This is a genomic window from Parvularcula dongshanensis (assembly GCF_014199615.1).
Taxonomy (GTDB): domain Bacteria; phylum Pseudomonadota; class Alphaproteobacteria; order Caulobacterales; family Parvularculaceae; genus Parvularcula; species Parvularcula dongshanensis.
The window spans coordinates 692,173-707,602 of sequence record NZ_JACHOB010000001.1; the positions used below are offsets into that span (position 1 = coordinate 692,173).

The window sequence follows — 15,430 nt, forward strand, 5'->3', positions numbered from 1 at the left end:
GACCGGCGCCTTCTCTTCGAGGCACGCCTATCGGGCCCCGAAGATTTCAATAAGTTGAGAAAAAAACCGTTGCTGGTGGCAACGTCTCCGCCTAGGCCCGCCCGGCTCTCGCTCGGCAACCGCTGGGTGTGACCGGTTCCAGGGCTCTCCAGTCTCGCTCCGCCTCCCCTCTCCCCCCAAGCGGGGCGAGCTTCACGGGCGCCCTTCGGAACCCTGTCCCGTGCCCTCCTCTCTCCCCCAATGGGGCGCGGGCAGGTAGGTGTCGCGGCGGACCGCCCTTCGGGGACGGCGCCGCGGCACCGCCCTTTCTTCTTACGGACGTATCGTAGGCTGGCGCGCCTCGACCCCGCTGGTTGCGAGGCCGAAGCGCTACTCGTCAGGCGAGGCTCGGCTCGATCTTCTTGCAGGCTTCGACGAGCTCCTCGACCGCGTTCACCGAGTTCTGGAACATCGCCTGCTCCTCCTCGGTGAACTTAACCTCGAGCACGCGCTCCGCGCCGCCCTCGCCGATGACGATCGGCACGCCGACGTAGCGGCCGTTCACGCCGTACTGGCCGTCGAGGTAGGCGGCGCAGGGCACGACCACCTTCTTGTCCTTGAGGTAGCTCTCGGCCATCTGGATCGCGGATGCGGCCGGCGCGTAGAAGGCGGATCCCGTCTTCAGGAGGCCGACGATCTCGCCGCCGCCCTTGCGCGTGCGGTCGACGATGGCGTCGATCTTCTCCTGGCTCGACCAGCCCATCTCGATCATGTCCGGCAGGGGCACGCCCGCGATCGTCGAGTAGCGCGTGAGCGGCACCATGGTGTCGCCGTGACCGCCGAGGACGAAGGCGGTGACGCTCTCGACCGAGACCGAGAACTCTTCGGCGAGGAAGTGGCGGAACCTGGAGGAGTCCAGGATGCCGGCCATGCCGACGACCTTGTTGGTCGGCAAGCCGGAGAACTTCTGCAGCGCCCAGACCATGGCGTCGAGCGGGTTGGTGATGCAGATGACGAAGGCGTTGGGCGCGTGCTTGGCGATGCCCTCGCCGACGGCCTTCATGACCTTGAGGTTGATGCCGACGAGGTCGTCGCGGCTCATGCCGGGTTTGCGCGGCACGCCGGCCGTGACGATGCAGACGTCCGCGCCTGCGATGTCGGCATAGTCCTGCGTCCCGCGGAGCCTGGAATCATAGCCGTCGACGGGCGCGGACTGGCTGATGTCGAGCGCTTTGCCCTCGGGCGTGCCCTCGGCGATGTCGAAGAGGACGACGTCGCCGAGTTCCTTCTGGGCGGCGATGTGGGCGAGCGTGCCGCCGATCATGCCGGCGCCGATCAGGGCGATCTTGTTGCGGGCCATAAGGACTCCTTGGTCTGGAAGAACGTCGGCCGCCTCGTAAGGGAGGCATGGCCCGCTCGCAACGAGGCTCGCTGCGCTGCACGATCCCGTGTTAGGAGGCGAGCGGGAAGGAGGGACCGCCGTGTCCGAGGCCGACGTTCTCATGGGCGGCGCGACCGCCGAGGAGGCGCTGAGCGCGACCAAGCTGCACGCGCGCCTGCCGGCGCGCTGCTACGCCTGCGGCGCGCCCGTCCAGGGGCCCTGGTGCTATGCCTGCGGGCAGAAGAACGACGACTGCCGCCGCTCGATCTTCCGCCTGGTGGGCGAGTTCATCCGCGACGTGACCTCGCTCGACGGCCGGTTCCTGCACACCGTCAGGGCGGTCCTGACCCGGCCGGGGCGGCACCTGCGCGATTATGGCGACGGCAAGCGCAGCCCCTACACCTCGCCCGTCCGCTTCTTCCTCGTGGTCAGCTTCGCCTTCTTCACGACCCTCGCGCTGACGGACCGGCAGATCCTCGTCGTGCAGCCCGAGGTGACGATGAACGAGGCGGGCCAGGCCCGCATCACGGGCCTCGGCGCCGGCTTCTTCACCCAGCCCAAGGAGGTCCGCTACTCCCGGGCCGAGCGCGAGGCGATCCGCGCGTCGATCAATGACGGCTCCATGGCCGGCCTCATCGGCGACGAGGCCGCCGTCGAGCAGGCCGTGGAGACGCGGGTCGAGGAGCGCTTGGCAGGCGTTCAGGCACGGCTCGACGCGGCGGGCGTGCCGGTGGACCTCGAAGCGGAGGACGAGGCGGCGGCGGCCGAGGGGGTGGACACCGCGCCGCAGCCGGTGCCGCTCCCCCCGGACCCGCCCGAGGACGAACCCGCCAATGCCGAAACGGACAGCGTCGCGCCCGAAGACCTGTCGGTCACGATCAACGGCCAACCGCTCGACAAGGATCGCTTCGTCGACGCCCTCTTCCTGACGTCCGAGAACCCGCGCCTCTTCAACGCCGCGCTCGACGACTGGATCCCGCGGCTCATGATCCTGATGGTGCCCCTCATGGCGCTGACGGGCGCGATCTTCGTGCGCGGCAAGGACGCGCTTCTTTACGACCACCTGCTCTTGTCGCTGAACACGCACGCGCTCGCCTTCTTGATCGTCGTCGTCGCGCTGTGGTTCGGCTCGTTGGTGCCAGGTGCCGTCTTCGGCTGGATCTTCGGGATCGGCGTGCCGCTCTACTACGCGATCGCGATGCGCGGTGCCTTCGGACGGCGAAAGCGCAAGGTGATCGTCGCGACCTTCTTCGTGTTCTCCGTCTACATGCTCGTCTTCTCGATCGCGCTCTCGATCGCGGCCACCCGCTCCTTCTACTCGCTGATGAGCTGACGTCCTGCCGGCCTTACGGAACGTTCGGGCGCGCGCTCCCGTTTCCCTTCCGACGAAACGAAGGGAAACGGGATCATGGACATCCTCCGCATCATCCTCGCCATCCTGCTGCCGCCGCTCGGCGTCTTCCTGCAGGTCGGCATCGGGCCGCAGTTCTGGATCAACGTCATCCTGACGCTGCTCGGCTACATCCCCGGCATCATCCACGCGCTCTACATCATCCTGACGCGGTGAGCGCATGAACACCGTCGAAGAACGCTACGCAGACAGGGGGCCCCGCACCGCGCTCGGCTACGACGCCCCGCCCTGGCGGGACGGACCCGACGGCCGGATCGAGACGAGCGCGCTCGACGGGCTGGACCCCAAGAAGCGCGCCTCGGTCGAACGGCTCGACCGCATCGCCACCCTGCTCGACAGTCAGTTCTCGGTCCTAGGCGTCCGTTTCGGCCTCGACCCGATCCTCTCGGTCGTTCCCGTCGCGGGCGACCTCGCGGGTGCGGCCTTCTCCGCCTACCTGATCATGGAGGCGGCGCGGACCGGGGCCAAGAAGCGCCAGCTCGCGCGCATGGCCGTCAATGTCGGGGTCGAGACCGTGATCGGCTCGATCCCCGTGCTGGGGACGGCCTTCGACGTCGTCTACAAGGCGAACAAGCGGAACGTGCGGATCCTGCGGGAGCATCTCTTAGGCTGACATGCTCCGCATGACGAGGCGCACGGGCCTTCGGCCTGTGGCCTCGGCTCGCGCCTGGCCGTCGCTCGCTCGGCGGCGGGGCCGAACGTCTGGCTACTCGACCGTGTCGAAGGCGCCCGCGACGGGCTCTTGGCGGTCGCTGGCGTAGCCGCGGACCATGCCTTCCGAGCTGAAGGGCGCCGCGAAGTTGCCTTGCGCGTCGACCGCGACGATGCCGCCGCGGCCGTCCCGCTCGCCGCCCGCCTCGGCCATGGCGTCGATCACGGCCTGGCCCGCCTGCTCGGCGGACTGGTCCTCGTACTTCATGCGCGCGGCGAGGTCGCGGGTCGCGCCGAACCGAACGAAGTACTCGCCATGTCCGGTCGCGCTCGCGGCGACGACGCCGTTCTCCGCGTAGGTGCCCGCCCCAATGATCGGGCTGTCGCCGACCCGGCCCGGGATCTTCGCGTCGTAGCCGCCGGTCGAGGTTCCGGCGGCGAGGTCGCCGCAGCGGTCGAGGACGGCGGCGCCCACCGTGCCGTGCTCTTCGGGCTCGCGATGTTCTGCGCGCAGGAACCAGTCGCTCGGCGCTTCCTCCGCGCCGCGCTCGATCACCGCCGCCTGGCCCCGCTCGCCGACCATCATCACGTGGCGGGTCTCGTCCATCACGATCCTCGCCGCGCGGATCGGCGACTTGAGCCCGGTCATGGAAGCCACCGCGCCCGCATTCATCGTGGCCCCGTCCATGACCGAGGCGTCGTTCTCGACGTAGCCTTCGGCATTGGTGATGGAGCCCCGGCCCGCGTTGAAGAGCCCGGACGCCTCCATCGCCGCGATCATCGTCTCGGTGACGTCGAGCGCCCGCGCCCCCGCCTCGAGCTCGTCCCTCGCACCTGCCAGGGCGTCGCGCATGAAGACGAGGCGCTCTTCGGGCACTTGGCCTGCCCGCGCCGTGCCGCCATGCACGATGATGGCGTAGCGATCCTGCGCCGCGCACGCCGCGGGCGAGGCGGCCTGCGAGGCGAGGAACAGGGCGGCCAGGGTCAGCACGACGCCGCTACTCCGCCGGCGCTTCGCGAACCGGCGTCGTCGGCTCGCCGTGAAGCGCCTTCGGCTTCTTGCCCTTGTGAAGGGCGACGACGACGCCGGACAGGAGCAGGATCGCGACGAGGTTCGGGAAGGCCATGGAGGCGTTCGCGATGTCGCCGAGACGCCAGAGGCTGTCCGTGTTGGTGATGAGCGCGCCGACGAAGATCAGGACGACCCAAAGGAACTTCAACGGCAGCGCGGCCTTCTCGCCGAAGATGTAGGTCGCCGCCGTCTCGGCGTAGTACGACCAGCCGAGCATCGTGGTGAAGGCGAAGAGGAAGAGCGCGAAGGCGATGAAGAGGTCGCCGAACGGAATGGCCTGCGCGTAGGCGGCGGCCGTCCGGGCCGAGGTGTCGAGGTCCTGGCTCTGCCAGACGTACTCCACCACGCCGCCGCCCGAGGGGTAGGCGCCGTCCACGGTCAGGAGCACCAGGGCGGTCATCGTGCAGATGACGATGGTGTCGATGAAGACGCCGATCATCGCGATCTCGCCCTGCATGACCGGTCCGCCCGTCTGCGCGGTCGAGTGCGCGATCGGCGCGGAGCCTTGGCCGGCCTCGTTCGAGAACAGGCCGCGCGCGACGCCGTAGCGGATGGCCGTCAGGACGCCGTAGCCGGCGGCCCCGCCGACCGCCTGCTCGAAGCCGAAGGCGCTGCCGAAGATCTCGCCGAAGGCGGCGGGCACGTGCTGAATGTTCATCAGGACGACGACGAAGGCGACGAGGCAGTAGGCGCCGGCCATGAAGGGCACGATCTTGCCGGCGACCGAGCCGATCGACTTGATGCCGCCGATGATGACGACGAAGACGAGGGCCGCGACGAGGGCGCCCGTCACCCAGGTCGGGATCGCGCCGCTCGACGCGACGCCGACGGCCTGCGCCACCGAGTTCGACTGGATCATGCCGCCGGTCGCGAGCGCGGAGAACAGCGTGCCGAGGCAGAAGAAGACGGCGAGCCAGCCATACTTGCCGCCGAAGCCGCCGCGCCCGCCGTTGAGCCCGTTCTTGATGTAGTACATCGGCCCGCCGCGCAGCGTACCCTCATGCGTCTCGCGGTACTGAACCGCGAGGGAGCTCTCGGCGAAGGCGCAGGCCATGCCGAGAAGCGCCGTGACCCACATCCAGAAGACCGCGCCGGGGCCGCCGAGCGACACGGCGGTCGCGACGCCTGCGAGGTTGCCCGTCCCGACCTGGCCGGACAGCGCCGTCGACAGCGCCTGCCAGGGCGTGATCGCCCCGCCCGTCCCTTGCGCCTTCCGACCGTTCCAGACCTCGCGCAGCGCCGGGACGAAGCGGACGATCGGCCGGAAGCCGGTGGCGAACATGAACCAGATGCCGGTGCCGAGGAGCACGAAGGCCAGGAGGCCGAGCGGCAGGACCTGCCGGTCTCCCCACGTGCCGCCCCAGATGAAGCCGGACACGAGGTCCACGCCGCCGAAGAAGTCCATAATGCTCGTCCCTGCCGCAGAAGCTCAGGACGTTAAGGACGCGCGGCAGGGGTGTCCAGCGAGGGAACATGCCCTCGCTGGTCCTGTCTTACACGAGCCCGCGGTCGATGAGGCTCGTCGCCGTCGCGATCAGCGCGTCGTGCGCCGGGGTGAACTCGATGCCGAGGACTTCCCGCGCCTTCGCGTTCGAGGGCGCGCGGCGCTCGGCCTTGTCGCCCTCTTGCGGCGCGGAGATCTTGTCCGCGCGGCCCGGGAACGCCTCGCGCAGGATCGACGCCATGTCCGCCATGGTCATCCACTCGTCCGAGGCGATGAAGCGCTGCCCTCGCGCCGCCTCGGTCTCGAAGGCCTTCACATGCGCCTCCGCGACGTCGCGCACGTCGACGAGGCCGAGGCCGCGCGAAGGCGACGCCTCCGCTTTCCCGGTGAGGAGGCCTTGGACCATGCCGACCGAGGTGCCGAAGTCGTCCTCGATCATCGGCCCGACGACCAGCGAGGGGTTCACGACGCTGAGGACGGGCGCGCCGTCCTCGTGCGCGATCTCCCACGCGGCCCGCTCGGCCAGGGTCTTGGACTTGACGTAGGCGCCGACGTCCTGGTCCGCGTCGGTCCAGTCGTCCTCGGTGAAGAGTTCGCCTTCGGGCTTCGCCGGGGTGCCGTAGGCCACGGCCGCGACCGAGGAGGTGAGGACCGCGCGCGGCACGCCCGCCTTCTTCGCGGCCGTCAGGACCCGTTTCGTGCCCTCGAGGGCGGGACGGATCAGCTCGTCCTCGTCCTTGGGGCTCCCCGCGGGGAAGGGCGAGGCCATGTGGAAGAGGCCGGCGACGCCTTCGAAGGCTTCGTCCCAGCCCTCGTCCTTGAGCAGGTCGACCATGGCGATCTCGAGGTCGCCGGAGCTGCTGACGTGGTTGATCACCGAGGTGAGCTTCTTCGCCTTCTCTTCCGAACGGACGGTCGCGCGCACGCGGTAGCCCTTCATGAGAAGACGAACGATGGTGTGGGTGGCGATGAAACCGGAGCCGCCGGTCACGAGGATGAGTTCTGACATGCGGGGGAGGTAGGTGCCGTGAGCCGGGATCAAACCGCCCCCCGCAGTCACGAAGAGGTGCGGTGCCCCCCGAACCCTGCTAGCCGCCCCCCGCATCCGTTTAAGAGGTCGTCATGATCCGCCGCTCGCTTCCCGTCCTCCTTCTCCTCGCCGCCTGCGCCAGTGAGAATGAAGGCAGCATGCCCGCCGAGGCCGCCGCGCCGAAAGAAGCGGCGCCCGCAAGCCTGACCCTCACCGCGCTCGACTGCGGCACGATCGAGGCGCTCGACCTCGGCATCTTCGACGTCGGGGGCGCCTATGACGGCCAGACCGATACGCTGGCGGACAGCTGCTGGCTGATCGAGCACGAGGACGGAACGCTCCTATGGGACCTGGGCCTGCCCGCAGGCCTGGTCGAGGGCGGACCGATGACCGACGGGCCCTTCCGCGTCTCCCTGACCCGAACCCTCGCTGATCAGCTCGCGGAACGCGGCGTGACGCCCGACTTCGTCGCGATCAGTCACAGCCACTTCGATCACGTCGGCCAGCCCGAAGCGGCCGAGGGCGCCGTCTGGCTCGCGCAACGCGATGAGCGCGAAGCGATGGAAGAAGCCGCCGCGGCGGACGAGACCGGCTCGCTCGCGACGCTCCTCGCCTTCGAGACCGAGAGCTTCGACGGCGAGCGCGACGTCTTCGGCGACGGCCGCGTGAAGATCATCGAGATGCGTGGCCACACGCCGGGGCACAGCGTTCTCTGGGTGGACCTCGCGGAGACGGGCCCCGTCCTTCTGGCCGGCGACCTCTACCACCTCGACCGCGCGCGCGAGCTGCGCACCGTGCCCACCTTCAACAGCTCCGAGGCCGAGACCCGCGCGTCGATGGCGGCGTTCGAGGCCTTGGCGCAGGAAACCGGTGCCCGGGTGATCATTCAGCACGAGGACGCCGACGTCGCCCCGCTCTACGGCACGACGCTGCGCTGACCGCCCGTTCGGGGCTTCACGCGTCGACGATCTCGACCTTGAAGCCCCAAAGGCGCTCCAAATGCTTCATCGTCTCGGCCTTGGCCCTGGGCTCGAGCTTCCGTCCGTTCACCGAGCGGTGCTCGATCGTCAGCGTCCGGTCCCCGTCGAGGTCGGCGCCGACGACCATCAGGTTCGGCTCGTGAAGTCCGAGGTCGTACATCTGCGACAGGGCGGCGCGCGTGTCCCTGTAGCCCGCCTCGTCGTGGATCGCGGCCACCTGGTAGTAGGGCTTCCGGCCGTCGTCGCCGAGGGCGAAGAGGCGGAAGTCGCGCATGACCTTGGGCGAGAGGTATTGAAGGATGAAGCTCTCGTCGCGGAAGTTCGCCCAGGCGTCCTTGAGCGCGCCGCGCCAGTCGCCGCGGCCCGCGAGGTCGGGGAACCACTCGGCATCCTCGTCGTCGGGCTCTTCGACGATGCGCACGATGTCCTGCATCATCGCGAAGCCGAGCGCGTAGGGGTTGAGGCCTGAGTAGCGCTGGTCGTCGAAGCTCGGCTGGAAGACCACGGAGGAGTGGGAGTGGAGGAACTCCATCACGGAGCCTTCGTTGATCTGCCCCCGCGCGTAGAGCTCGTTCATGATGTAGTGGTGGGTGAAGGTCGCGCAGCCCTCGTTCATCACCTTGGTCTGCTTCTGCGGATAGAAGTACTGGCTGACGTTGCGCACGATGCGGACGAGCTCCCGCTGCCAGGGCGCGAGGACCGGCGAGGCCTTCTCGACGAAGTAGAGGAGGTTCTCCTCGGGCAGCTTGATCGAGCGGACCTCGTCCTGGCGCTGCGCCTCGTCCTCGGGGGCTTCCGTCCGGTGGGGCAGGGTGCGCCAGAGGTCGTTGAAGCTCTGCCGCTCGTGCTCCGCCCGCGCGGTGACCTTCGCCAAGGCCTCGGCGTCGGACAGCTTGGGCGGGCGCGAGGAGCGGTAGACCCCCTGGTCCATCAGCGCGTGCGCGGCGTCGAGCGTCGCCTCGACCTCCTCCGCCCCGTACTCGTCCTCGCACCGGGTCACGTACTTCTTCGCGAAGTCGAGATAGGTCAGGATGGAGGAGGCGTCCGTCCACTGACGGAAGAGGTAGTTGTTCTTGAAGAAGTGGTTGTGACCGAAGCAGGCATGCGCCATCACCAGCGCCTGCATCGTCATCGTGTTCTCCTCCATCAAGTACGCGATGCAGGGGTCGGAGTTGATGACGATCTCGTAGGCGAGGCCGGTATAGCCCTTCTGGTAGTTGGTACTATCCCGCGCGAAGGACTTCCCGAACGACCAATGCCGGTACATGAGCGGCATGCCGTGGCTGGAGTAGGCGTCCAGCATCTGCTCCGAGGTGATGACCTCGATCTGGTTCGCGTAGACGTCGAGGCCGAGGTCTTCGAGCGCGATCACCTCGATCGCGTCGTAGGCCCGCTGCAGATCCTCGAAGGTCCAGGCGGCCTCGTCGTAGAGGAGGGCAGGCGTCTTCGGCGTGGCGCTCATGGGTCGCTCCGGCGCGGCGTCCCGTCCATGTAAGCACGGATTGAGCGGTTATGGCGTTAAAATCGGATAGGCGTCGCAACGAAGGTCTGTAGAATTACGATTGCTTAGGTCGGTCGGACTTGGTTGCGAACTGAAGCGTGATACGAAAATACCTCAGTTGAACCAGCTGGTTTCAATGCGAACTGGAGCTACGAGGCAATCTTCGTCCGGTATTGTCGAGTCGTAGATGATGCTTACGACGGGTAGTTCACCGCCTGATCGGAGATCGATATTTGTAGCGTCTCTATAACGGACGAGAAAGTGGCCCGATTCGATCCAGTTTCCCGTAACGCACGGCGATTTCGATGCGTACAGCGCCGCGCCCCGCACCTCGAACTGGGACTGATCTGGTTCATCAGTGATAAAAAGGAGGACTTGGGGGGCCGTCAGGAAGCCCGGGTCCCAGTCCGTCGCGAAGATCGCTGCCCAACCACTCTCGGGGTCGATGATGGGCGCGTATATCTCTCCAGGCCGGTCTGGCGCACACCCTATGATTAGCGAAAACGCCGCGACGAGTTTGAACCTCGCGACCGGACGTCTCACGACGCTCAGGCTCACGCCGCCTTCCGGTCCTTCGCGAACAGCTCCCGGAACACCGGGAAGATGTCTCGCGGGTGCGCGATCCGCGTCTGCGCGAAGCGGGGGTCCTTGATCGACCGATAGGCCCGCCAGAGCTCCGCGCCCGCGTCGGGGTCGGAGAAGACGTCCATCTCGCGCTCGTCGAGAATCTCGATGTAGGCGTAGTACTGAAGGATCGGCAGCACCTCCTCGTTCAGGAGCTGCACGCAGCGCTGCGCGTCGCCGCCCTGGGTGTAGCCGTCCGAGGCTTGCGCGACGTAGAGGTTCCACTGGCCCGCCGGGAACCGCTCGCGCTGGATGTCCTGCATCACCTCGATCGCGGTCGAGACGATCGTGCCGCCCGACTGGCGCGAGTAGAAGAAGGTCTCCTCGTCGACCTCCTCCGCATGGTGGGTGTGGCGGATGAAGACGACCTCGACCTTTTCGTACTTCCGTTTGAGGAAGAGGTAGAGGAGCATGTAGAAGCGCTTGGCGAGGTCCTTCTCGCGCTCGCCCATCGATCCGGACACGTCCATCAGGCAGAACATGACCGCCGCCGTGACCGGCACGGGCTCGGGCTGGAAGGCGTTGTAGCGCACGTCGAGCGGGTCGATGTAGGGCGCCCACCGCCTGCGCGCCTCCAGCTCCTCGAGCCGCGCCAGGACGTCCGCCAGCTCGTCACGCTGCGCCTTCGTCTTCTGCGCGACGCTCTCGAGCGCGAAGAGGCGCTCCTTGAGTTCGTTGACCTCGTCCGTGGACGGCCGCTTGAGCGCGAGCCTGCGGCCTTGCGCGTTCCGCATGGTCCGCACGAGGTTCATGTTGGTCGGCGCGCCCGACACGGTGACGCCCGCGCGGCGGTACTTCCACGCCGTCATGTCCTTGAGCGACGTCTTGACGAGGTTCGGCAGCTCGAGGTCCTCGAAGAAGACGTCCAGGAACTCGTCCTGGGTCAGGGTGAAGGTGAAGCTGTCCTCGCCGTCGCCTGAGTCCGACGCGTCCTTGCCGCCGCGCCCGCCTCCCTGGGGCGGCTTTCTCAGGCGGTCGCCGGCGGAGAACTCCTTGTTGCCGGGGTGGACGTGCTCGCGCTTGCCGGTGGCGGGGTCGAGGCGGAAGCGCGGCTCTGCCGTCGACTTGGACGGGATCGAGACCCTGCCCGACTTCTCGAGCTCCTTCACCGATCGCTCGCGTAGCGAACGGTTCACCGCCTCCTTGATCTGCCCGCGGGCCCTGCGGAGGAAGCGCTGCCGATTGCCGAGGGACTTGCCCTTGGGGTTCAGCCGCCGATCGATGAAGTGCGACATGGGGCTAAGATAACCATGAATTGCGCCCGACGCATTAACAACGGCGCAAATCCGTCACTCTCTTCGAAGGATGCGCTCCGTCAGCAACGATCCGAGCCGGGTGGGGCGGAAGGCGGCTTGCACCGCCTCGCGGTCGTAGTCGTTCCGGACCCAAGACAGGAAGTGTTCCGGCGTCTCCTCCGCATCCTCCGCCCGCGCGGCCTCTCGGTAGGCGCCGAAGAAGGCGCCCAAGACGCCCGTCTTGCCGTGCCGGACGTGGCCGTAGCGGAAGCTCAGCTGTCGAAGCGCCTCGTCCAGCGGCCGCCGCTCGTGGAGGAAGAGGTAGAGCGTCGAGGCCAGCCCCGCCCGGTCTGCGCCCGACTTGCAGTGAAGGATCGCGGGGTAGTCCATCGTCTCGAAGAGCGCGGCGAGGTCGAGCACGAAGTCGCGCTTCGGCGCCTCGCGGCTGTAGGCGCGCAGGTTCACGAGCCTGACCCCGTGCCGGCGCGCCGCTTCCTCTTCGAGGTAGTAGAAGCCCGGCTGTCGCTCGTGGTTTCGGAGGCCACGCAGGTTGACGATGGTCTTCACGCCCATCCCGGCCCAGCGCGCGATCCGCGACGGCGAGGGCTGATAGGTCCGCCAGAGCTTCGGGCTCAGACGATGCGTGTTGTCGTAGACGAGGCGCAGCGCGCCGTGATCGTCGAGGAGCAGCGAGCGCCAGGCGCGCCTTCGGCCGCGCCTGGTTGCGAAGTCCTCGGGCAGCAGGAACTTCACGCTCGGCCGCCCCGATCTCGCATGTGCCGCTCGTAGAGCTTCACGTCCTTGAGCCAGCGGCCATAGCCCTGCGCGACGCAGAAGGCGAAGCCGTAGGTCCCCTTCCGCCAGAGCCCGCGCAGGAGGTAGCGCTTGAGGACGTAGACCGGCAGGCCGAGCGCGATGCGAAGGCGCAGCCAGGCGAGCGGCTTCTGCTCGACGCCCTTCGCCCGGCCGGTCATGTTCCGCTCCACCTTCCGGGTCAGATCGCCGATGTCGGTGAAGGCGTGGTGGTAGAGGGGCCCCGAGAGGCGCGGCGCGCGGCGCTTGTCGACCTCCAGCTGGTCCCAGGCGGGATGGTCCGGCACGCGCAGGCGGCGCCGGTCGTAGAGCTTGGTCCGCCAGTTCCGGTCGACCCGCCGCCAGGGGGCGCCGAAGGGCGGGACGGTGACCCAGGGCAGGGCGTAGACGGCAAAGCGCGGCTCGCCCCGCGCGAAGAGCTCCTCGATCTCTCGGGCGAGCTCGTCCGAGACGACCTCGTCCGCGTCGAGGTCCAACAGCCAGTCGTAGGAGCAGCGCTCCTCGGCGAAGCGCTTCTGCCGCCCGCTGCCCGGCCAGTCGTTGGGAACGACCGTCGCCCCCGCCGCGCGGGCGAGGTCCTGCGTGCCGTCCGTGCTACCTGAATCGACGACGATCACCTCGCGCGCGACCTTCAGCGCGGCGCGCACGCTCTCTTCGATGTGCCCGGCCTCGTTCAGCGTCCGGAAGTAGGCGGAGAGGGGCGGGCGGGGCGTCATGCGGGCGGGGGGTAGCCTCAGGCTCTCACCGCCTCAAGCTCACGAACAGCTCGCCCCGCCGAGGACGCAGAAGGTCGCGCACCAGGGGTGGTTGAGGGGCACCGGCCTCGACGCCTCTTCCAGCGTCCCGCCCATCTCGAAGCGTTCGTCATAGGCGAGGAGGGTGCAGGAGAGGACGGCGGGGGCGTCCGCGCCCTTGCGCTTCACGACCATCCGCGACGACGAGCACATCACGCTGTCCGGGCTCTTGCCCAGGATGCCCCAGCAGGCGGTGGTGATCTCGGGCGGATCGTCCTTCGCGCGCATCTCGGGGAAGAGGACGAGCGCCTTGGGATCGGACGCATCGATCGGGATGCCCCGCCCCGCCAGCATCGCGGCGTAGCCCGCGCGGCTCGCTTCTTCGCCTTCGCCATGCATCGTCCGGCCCGCGACCGCGAGGCGGAACCCGTGCTCGGCGAGCCAATCGATGCCGTCCATCGCCCGCGCGAAGCTGCCCTCGCCGCGCTCCGCGTCGTGGAGTTCCCGCGTGAAGTGATCGAGGCTGACGCGGAGGGTGAGGCGCGAACGGTCCCGTTCCGGAATCGAAAGCAACTCTTCTAGCACGCGGGGCCGCATCATCGGCCGCATGGCGTTGGTCAGGACGAGCACAACGAAGCCCCGCGACAGCGCCGCCGCCACGATGCCGACGGCATCGGGGTTCATGAAGGGCTCGCCGCCCGTGATCCCCACCTCGCGCGTGCCCATGCCCTCGGCCTCGCCGAGATAGGGCAGCGCCTCCTCAAGCGTCAGGTAGACGAGCGCGTCGTTCCTGGGCGTCGATTCGATGTAGCAGTTCTCGCAGGCGATGTTGCAGAGCGTGCCGGTGTTCAGCCACAGCGTCTCGAGGCGCCTGAGGCCCACCCAGGCGCGGTCCTCGCCCTTCGCGGTCGTGTGCGGGTCGGTGAACTTCGCCGCGAGGGGACTGCCGTCCGCCATCAGCTAGGCTTCACCGCGTAGATCTTCACCGACAGCGCGTAGTCGTTGAGGTCATAGGCCTTCATCGTCTCGCGCAGCGCCTCGTGCGCGTCCGGCGCTGGCTTCGGTCCGCAGCAGGACGACGCGGCAGGTTCGGCCGCCGACGCGCAGCACGCGGCCTGTCCGTCGACCTCGGCGTAGGCGTTGAGGTCCGCGCCGTCCGGCGCGACGACGATGTCCGTCAGGCCCGCCGCGCGCAGCCCCTCTTCGATCTCCGCCGTCAGCGCGGCGCCCGCGATGCAGCCGACATAGGCCGCGACGCTCTCCTTGAGGGCGGGTGGCAGGGGCTTCTTCAGCGCGATGTCGCTGATCGCGACCCGCCCGCCGGGCTTCAGCACCCGGGCGATCTCGGCGAAGGCGGCGGCCTTGTCGGGGCAGAGGTTGATCACGCAGTTCGAGATGACGCAGTCGACCGTTCCGGTCTCCACCGGCATATCCTCGATGTCGCCGAGCACGAACGCCGCGTTCTCATGGCCGCCCTTCGCCGCGTTGCGCCGCGCGAGGTCGATCATGCCTTCCGTCATGTCGAGCCCGATGGCGCGGCCTTCGGGGCCCACGGCCTTCGCGGCCAGGAAGACGTCGAGCCCGCCGCCGGAACCTAAGTCCAGCACCGTCTCGCCGGGGCGCAGCTTCGCGGTCGCGGTCGGGTTGCCGCAGGAGAGGCCGAGGTTCGCCCCCTCGGGGATCGCGGCCAGCTCTTCCGGCGAGTAGCCGAAGGCGGCGGCGACGCGCGCGGCGCCCAAGGCGTCGGTCCCGCCCCGGGCGGTCGTGCCGTATTGGTCGCGAACGGCGGTCTTCAGCGTGTCGGACATGAGGGGGGCTCCGCTGGCGGCGCGCGATCCTTAACGCGCGGCGCGGCGGCGCGGAAGGCTACGGATCGTCACGCGGGCGGCAGGCCGCCCTCCGGACCGCCGCAGCCCGAGTAGGTCTCTCCGCCGATCCGAAGGGTGACCGTATCGGGATAGGCCGCGCCGTTCATGGCGTCGGTGCAGAGGCGACCGAGCGTTACGCTCACTTCGACGTCCTCTTCTTCCTCGCCGCGATAGAGGAGCCGGTGTTCGTCGCTGATCGCCGGCATGCGGGGCAGGACGAAGCGCTCGGTCCCGTAGGCGGCGGTGACCGCGACGTGATCGGGCGCGAACCGGGCGATCCAGCCCGGCTCCTGTCCGCGGGCGATGTAGCCGTCCTCGACGTCGGGCGCGCCGAGCGGGCGGCTCAGCCCGACCTCGCAGGTCATCGGTGGCGCCGCGGGCTGTTCGATCCTCGCCTCCGCGCCGTGGGTCCAGAGCACCGTCCCGCCCTCGTCGGTGTACCGCGCGCCCGAGGCGGTCCGCGTCCGGCGCAGCGGAACAGACCCCCCGGAGGGCATGTCGAGCCGGACGGCTTCGCTCCCGACCGCGGCGCCGAACGCCGCGCCCTCGGGGCAGCTCATCACGACGTAGCGCTCGGGCGCCTCCGCGGAGGCGGCGTTGCTGGTAGCGCAAGCGGCGAGGAGAGAAAGTACAAGGCGGCTCTTCATCGTTCCATTGTCGGAATGATCGGACGCGGAGGCAAGAGGCGCTGCCTTCGTGAAGCGTGC

Annotated in this window: 16 protein-coding genes; 4 read left to right on the plus strand and 12 right to left on the minus strand. The window is 68.6% G+C overall.

The window, feature by feature from the left end; translation table 11 throughout:
* Positions 1 to 376 precede the first annotated feature (376 nt).
* Positions 377 to 1,339, minus strand: a complete 963-nt coding sequence (gene mdh, locus GGQ59_RS03260) for a malate dehydrogenase (protein WP_183815767.1) — start codon at positions 1,337 to 1,339, stop codon at positions 377 to 379.
* Positions 1,340 to 1,460: 121 nt separating this feature from the next.
* Here mdh and GGQ59_RS03265 point away from each other — a divergent pair, with 121 nt between their 5' ends.
* From GGQ59_RS03265 to GGQ59_RS03275, 3 genes are all read left to right on the plus strand, one after another.
* Complete coding sequence (locus tag GGQ59_RS03265) at positions 1,461 to 2,693, plus strand: DUF3667 domain-containing protein (RefSeq protein WP_183815769.1); 1,233 nt, start codon at positions 1,461 to 1,463, stop codon at positions 2,691 to 2,693.
* Between the two features lie 75 nt (positions 2,694 to 2,768).
* On the plus strand, positions 2,769 to 2,927 hold the full coding sequence (locus tag GGQ59_RS03270) for a YqaE/Pmp3 family membrane protein (RefSeq protein WP_183815771.1): 159 nt from the start codon (positions 2,769 to 2,771) through the stop codon (positions 2,925 to 2,927).
* A 4-nt stretch (positions 2,928 to 2,931) separates the two neighbouring features.
* Positions 2,932 to 3,384, plus strand: coding sequence for a DUF4112 domain-containing protein (locus GGQ59_RS03275; RefSeq protein ID WP_183815773.1), 453 nt, complete (start codon positions 2,932 to 2,934; stop codon positions 3,382 to 3,384).
* A 93-nt stretch (positions 3,385 to 3,477) separates the two neighbouring features.
* On the opposite strand, the gene GGQ59_RS03280 is transcribed toward GGQ59_RS03275, so the two are convergent.
* From GGQ59_RS03280 to GGQ59_RS03290, 3 genes are all read right to left on the minus strand, one after another.
* Positions 3,478 to 4,413 (minus strand): isoaspartyl peptidase/L-asparaginase, encoded by a 936-nt coding sequence (locus GGQ59_RS03280; RefSeq protein ID WP_183815775.1) that lies wholly within the window; start codon positions 4,411 to 4,413, stop codon positions 3,478 to 3,480.
* Positions 4,414 to 4,420: 7 nt separating this feature from the next.
* Positions 4,421 to 5,899 carry an alanine/glycine:cation symporter family protein gene (locus GGQ59_RS03285; protein ID WP_183815777.1) on the minus strand — a complete coding sequence of 493 codons (1,479 nt, stop codon included), beginning with the start codon at positions 5,897 to 5,899 and terminating at the stop codon, positions 4,421 to 4,423.
* 88 nt (positions 5,900 to 5,987) lie between these two features.
* Positions 5,988 to 6,947: an SDR family oxidoreductase gene (locus GGQ59_RS03290; RefSeq protein ID WP_183815779.1), complete on the minus strand. Its 960-nt coding sequence runs from the start codon at positions 6,945 to 6,947 to the stop codon at positions 5,988 to 5,990.
* Between the two features lie 113 nt (positions 6,948 to 7,060).
* Between GGQ59_RS03290 and GGQ59_RS03295 the strand changes: the two genes are divergently transcribed.
* Positions 7,061 to 7,906 carry an N-acyl homoserine lactonase family protein gene (locus GGQ59_RS03295; protein ID WP_183815781.1) on the plus strand — a complete coding sequence of 282 codons (846 nt, stop codon included), beginning with the start codon at positions 7,061 to 7,063 and terminating at the stop codon, positions 7,904 to 7,906.
* A 16-nt stretch (positions 7,907 to 7,922) separates the two neighbouring features.
* On the opposite strand, the gene GGQ59_RS03300 is transcribed toward GGQ59_RS03295, so the two are convergent.
* The 8 genes from GGQ59_RS03300 to GGQ59_RS03335 all read right to left on the minus strand — a co-directional run bounded on the left by GGQ59_RS03300 (position 7,923) and on the right by GGQ59_RS03335 (position 15,370).
* Complete coding sequence (locus GGQ59_RS03300) at positions 7,923 to 9,410, minus strand: SpoVR family protein (protein WP_183815783.1); 1,488 nt, start codon at positions 9,408 to 9,410, stop codon at positions 7,923 to 7,925.
* A gap of 153 nt (positions 9,411 to 9,563) precedes the next feature.
* Entirely contained in the window at positions 9,564 to 10,007 is a 444-nt protein-coding gene (locus GGQ59_RS03305) for a hypothetical protein (protein ID WP_183815785.1), read from the minus strand.
* Complete coding sequence (locus tag GGQ59_RS03310; RefSeq protein ID WP_183815787.1) at positions 10,004 to 11,308, minus strand: YeaH/YhbH family protein; 1,305 nt, start codon at positions 11,306 to 11,308, stop codon at positions 10,004 to 10,006. Before GGQ59_RS03310 ends, GGQ59_RS03305 begins: the two co-directional genes overlap by 4 nt.
* 54 nt (positions 11,309 to 11,362) lie before the next feature.
* Entirely contained in the window at positions 11,363 to 12,061 is a 699-nt protein-coding gene (locus tag GGQ59_RS03315; protein WP_183815789.1) for a fused DSP-PTPase phosphatase/NAD kinase-like protein, read from the minus strand.
* Positions 12,058 to 12,837, minus strand: coding sequence for a glycosyltransferase family 2 protein (locus GGQ59_RS03320; RefSeq protein WP_183815791.1), 780 nt, complete (start codon positions 12,835 to 12,837; stop codon positions 12,058 to 12,060). Before GGQ59_RS03320 ends, GGQ59_RS03315 begins: the two co-directional genes overlap by 4 nt.
* 39 nt (positions 12,838 to 12,876) lie before the next feature.
* Positions 12,877 to 13,812 carry a radical SAM protein gene (locus tag GGQ59_RS03325; RefSeq protein ID WP_183815793.1) on the minus strand — a complete coding sequence of 312 codons (936 nt, stop codon included), beginning with the start codon at positions 13,810 to 13,812 and terminating at the stop codon, positions 12,877 to 12,879.
* Positions 13,812 to 14,663: an arsenite methyltransferase gene (arsM, locus tag GGQ59_RS03330; protein WP_183815795.1), complete on the minus strand. Its 852-nt coding sequence runs from the start codon at positions 14,661 to 14,663 to the stop codon at positions 13,812 to 13,814. The genes GGQ59_RS03325 and arsM overlap by 1 nt, the downstream gene beginning before the upstream one ends.
* 68 nt (positions 14,664 to 14,731) lie before the next feature.
* Positions 14,732 to 15,370 (minus strand): MliC family protein, encoded by a 639-nt coding sequence (locus GGQ59_RS03335; protein WP_183815797.1) that lies wholly within the window; start codon positions 15,368 to 15,370, stop codon positions 14,732 to 14,734.
* Positions 15,371 to 15,430: the final 60 nt, after the last annotated feature.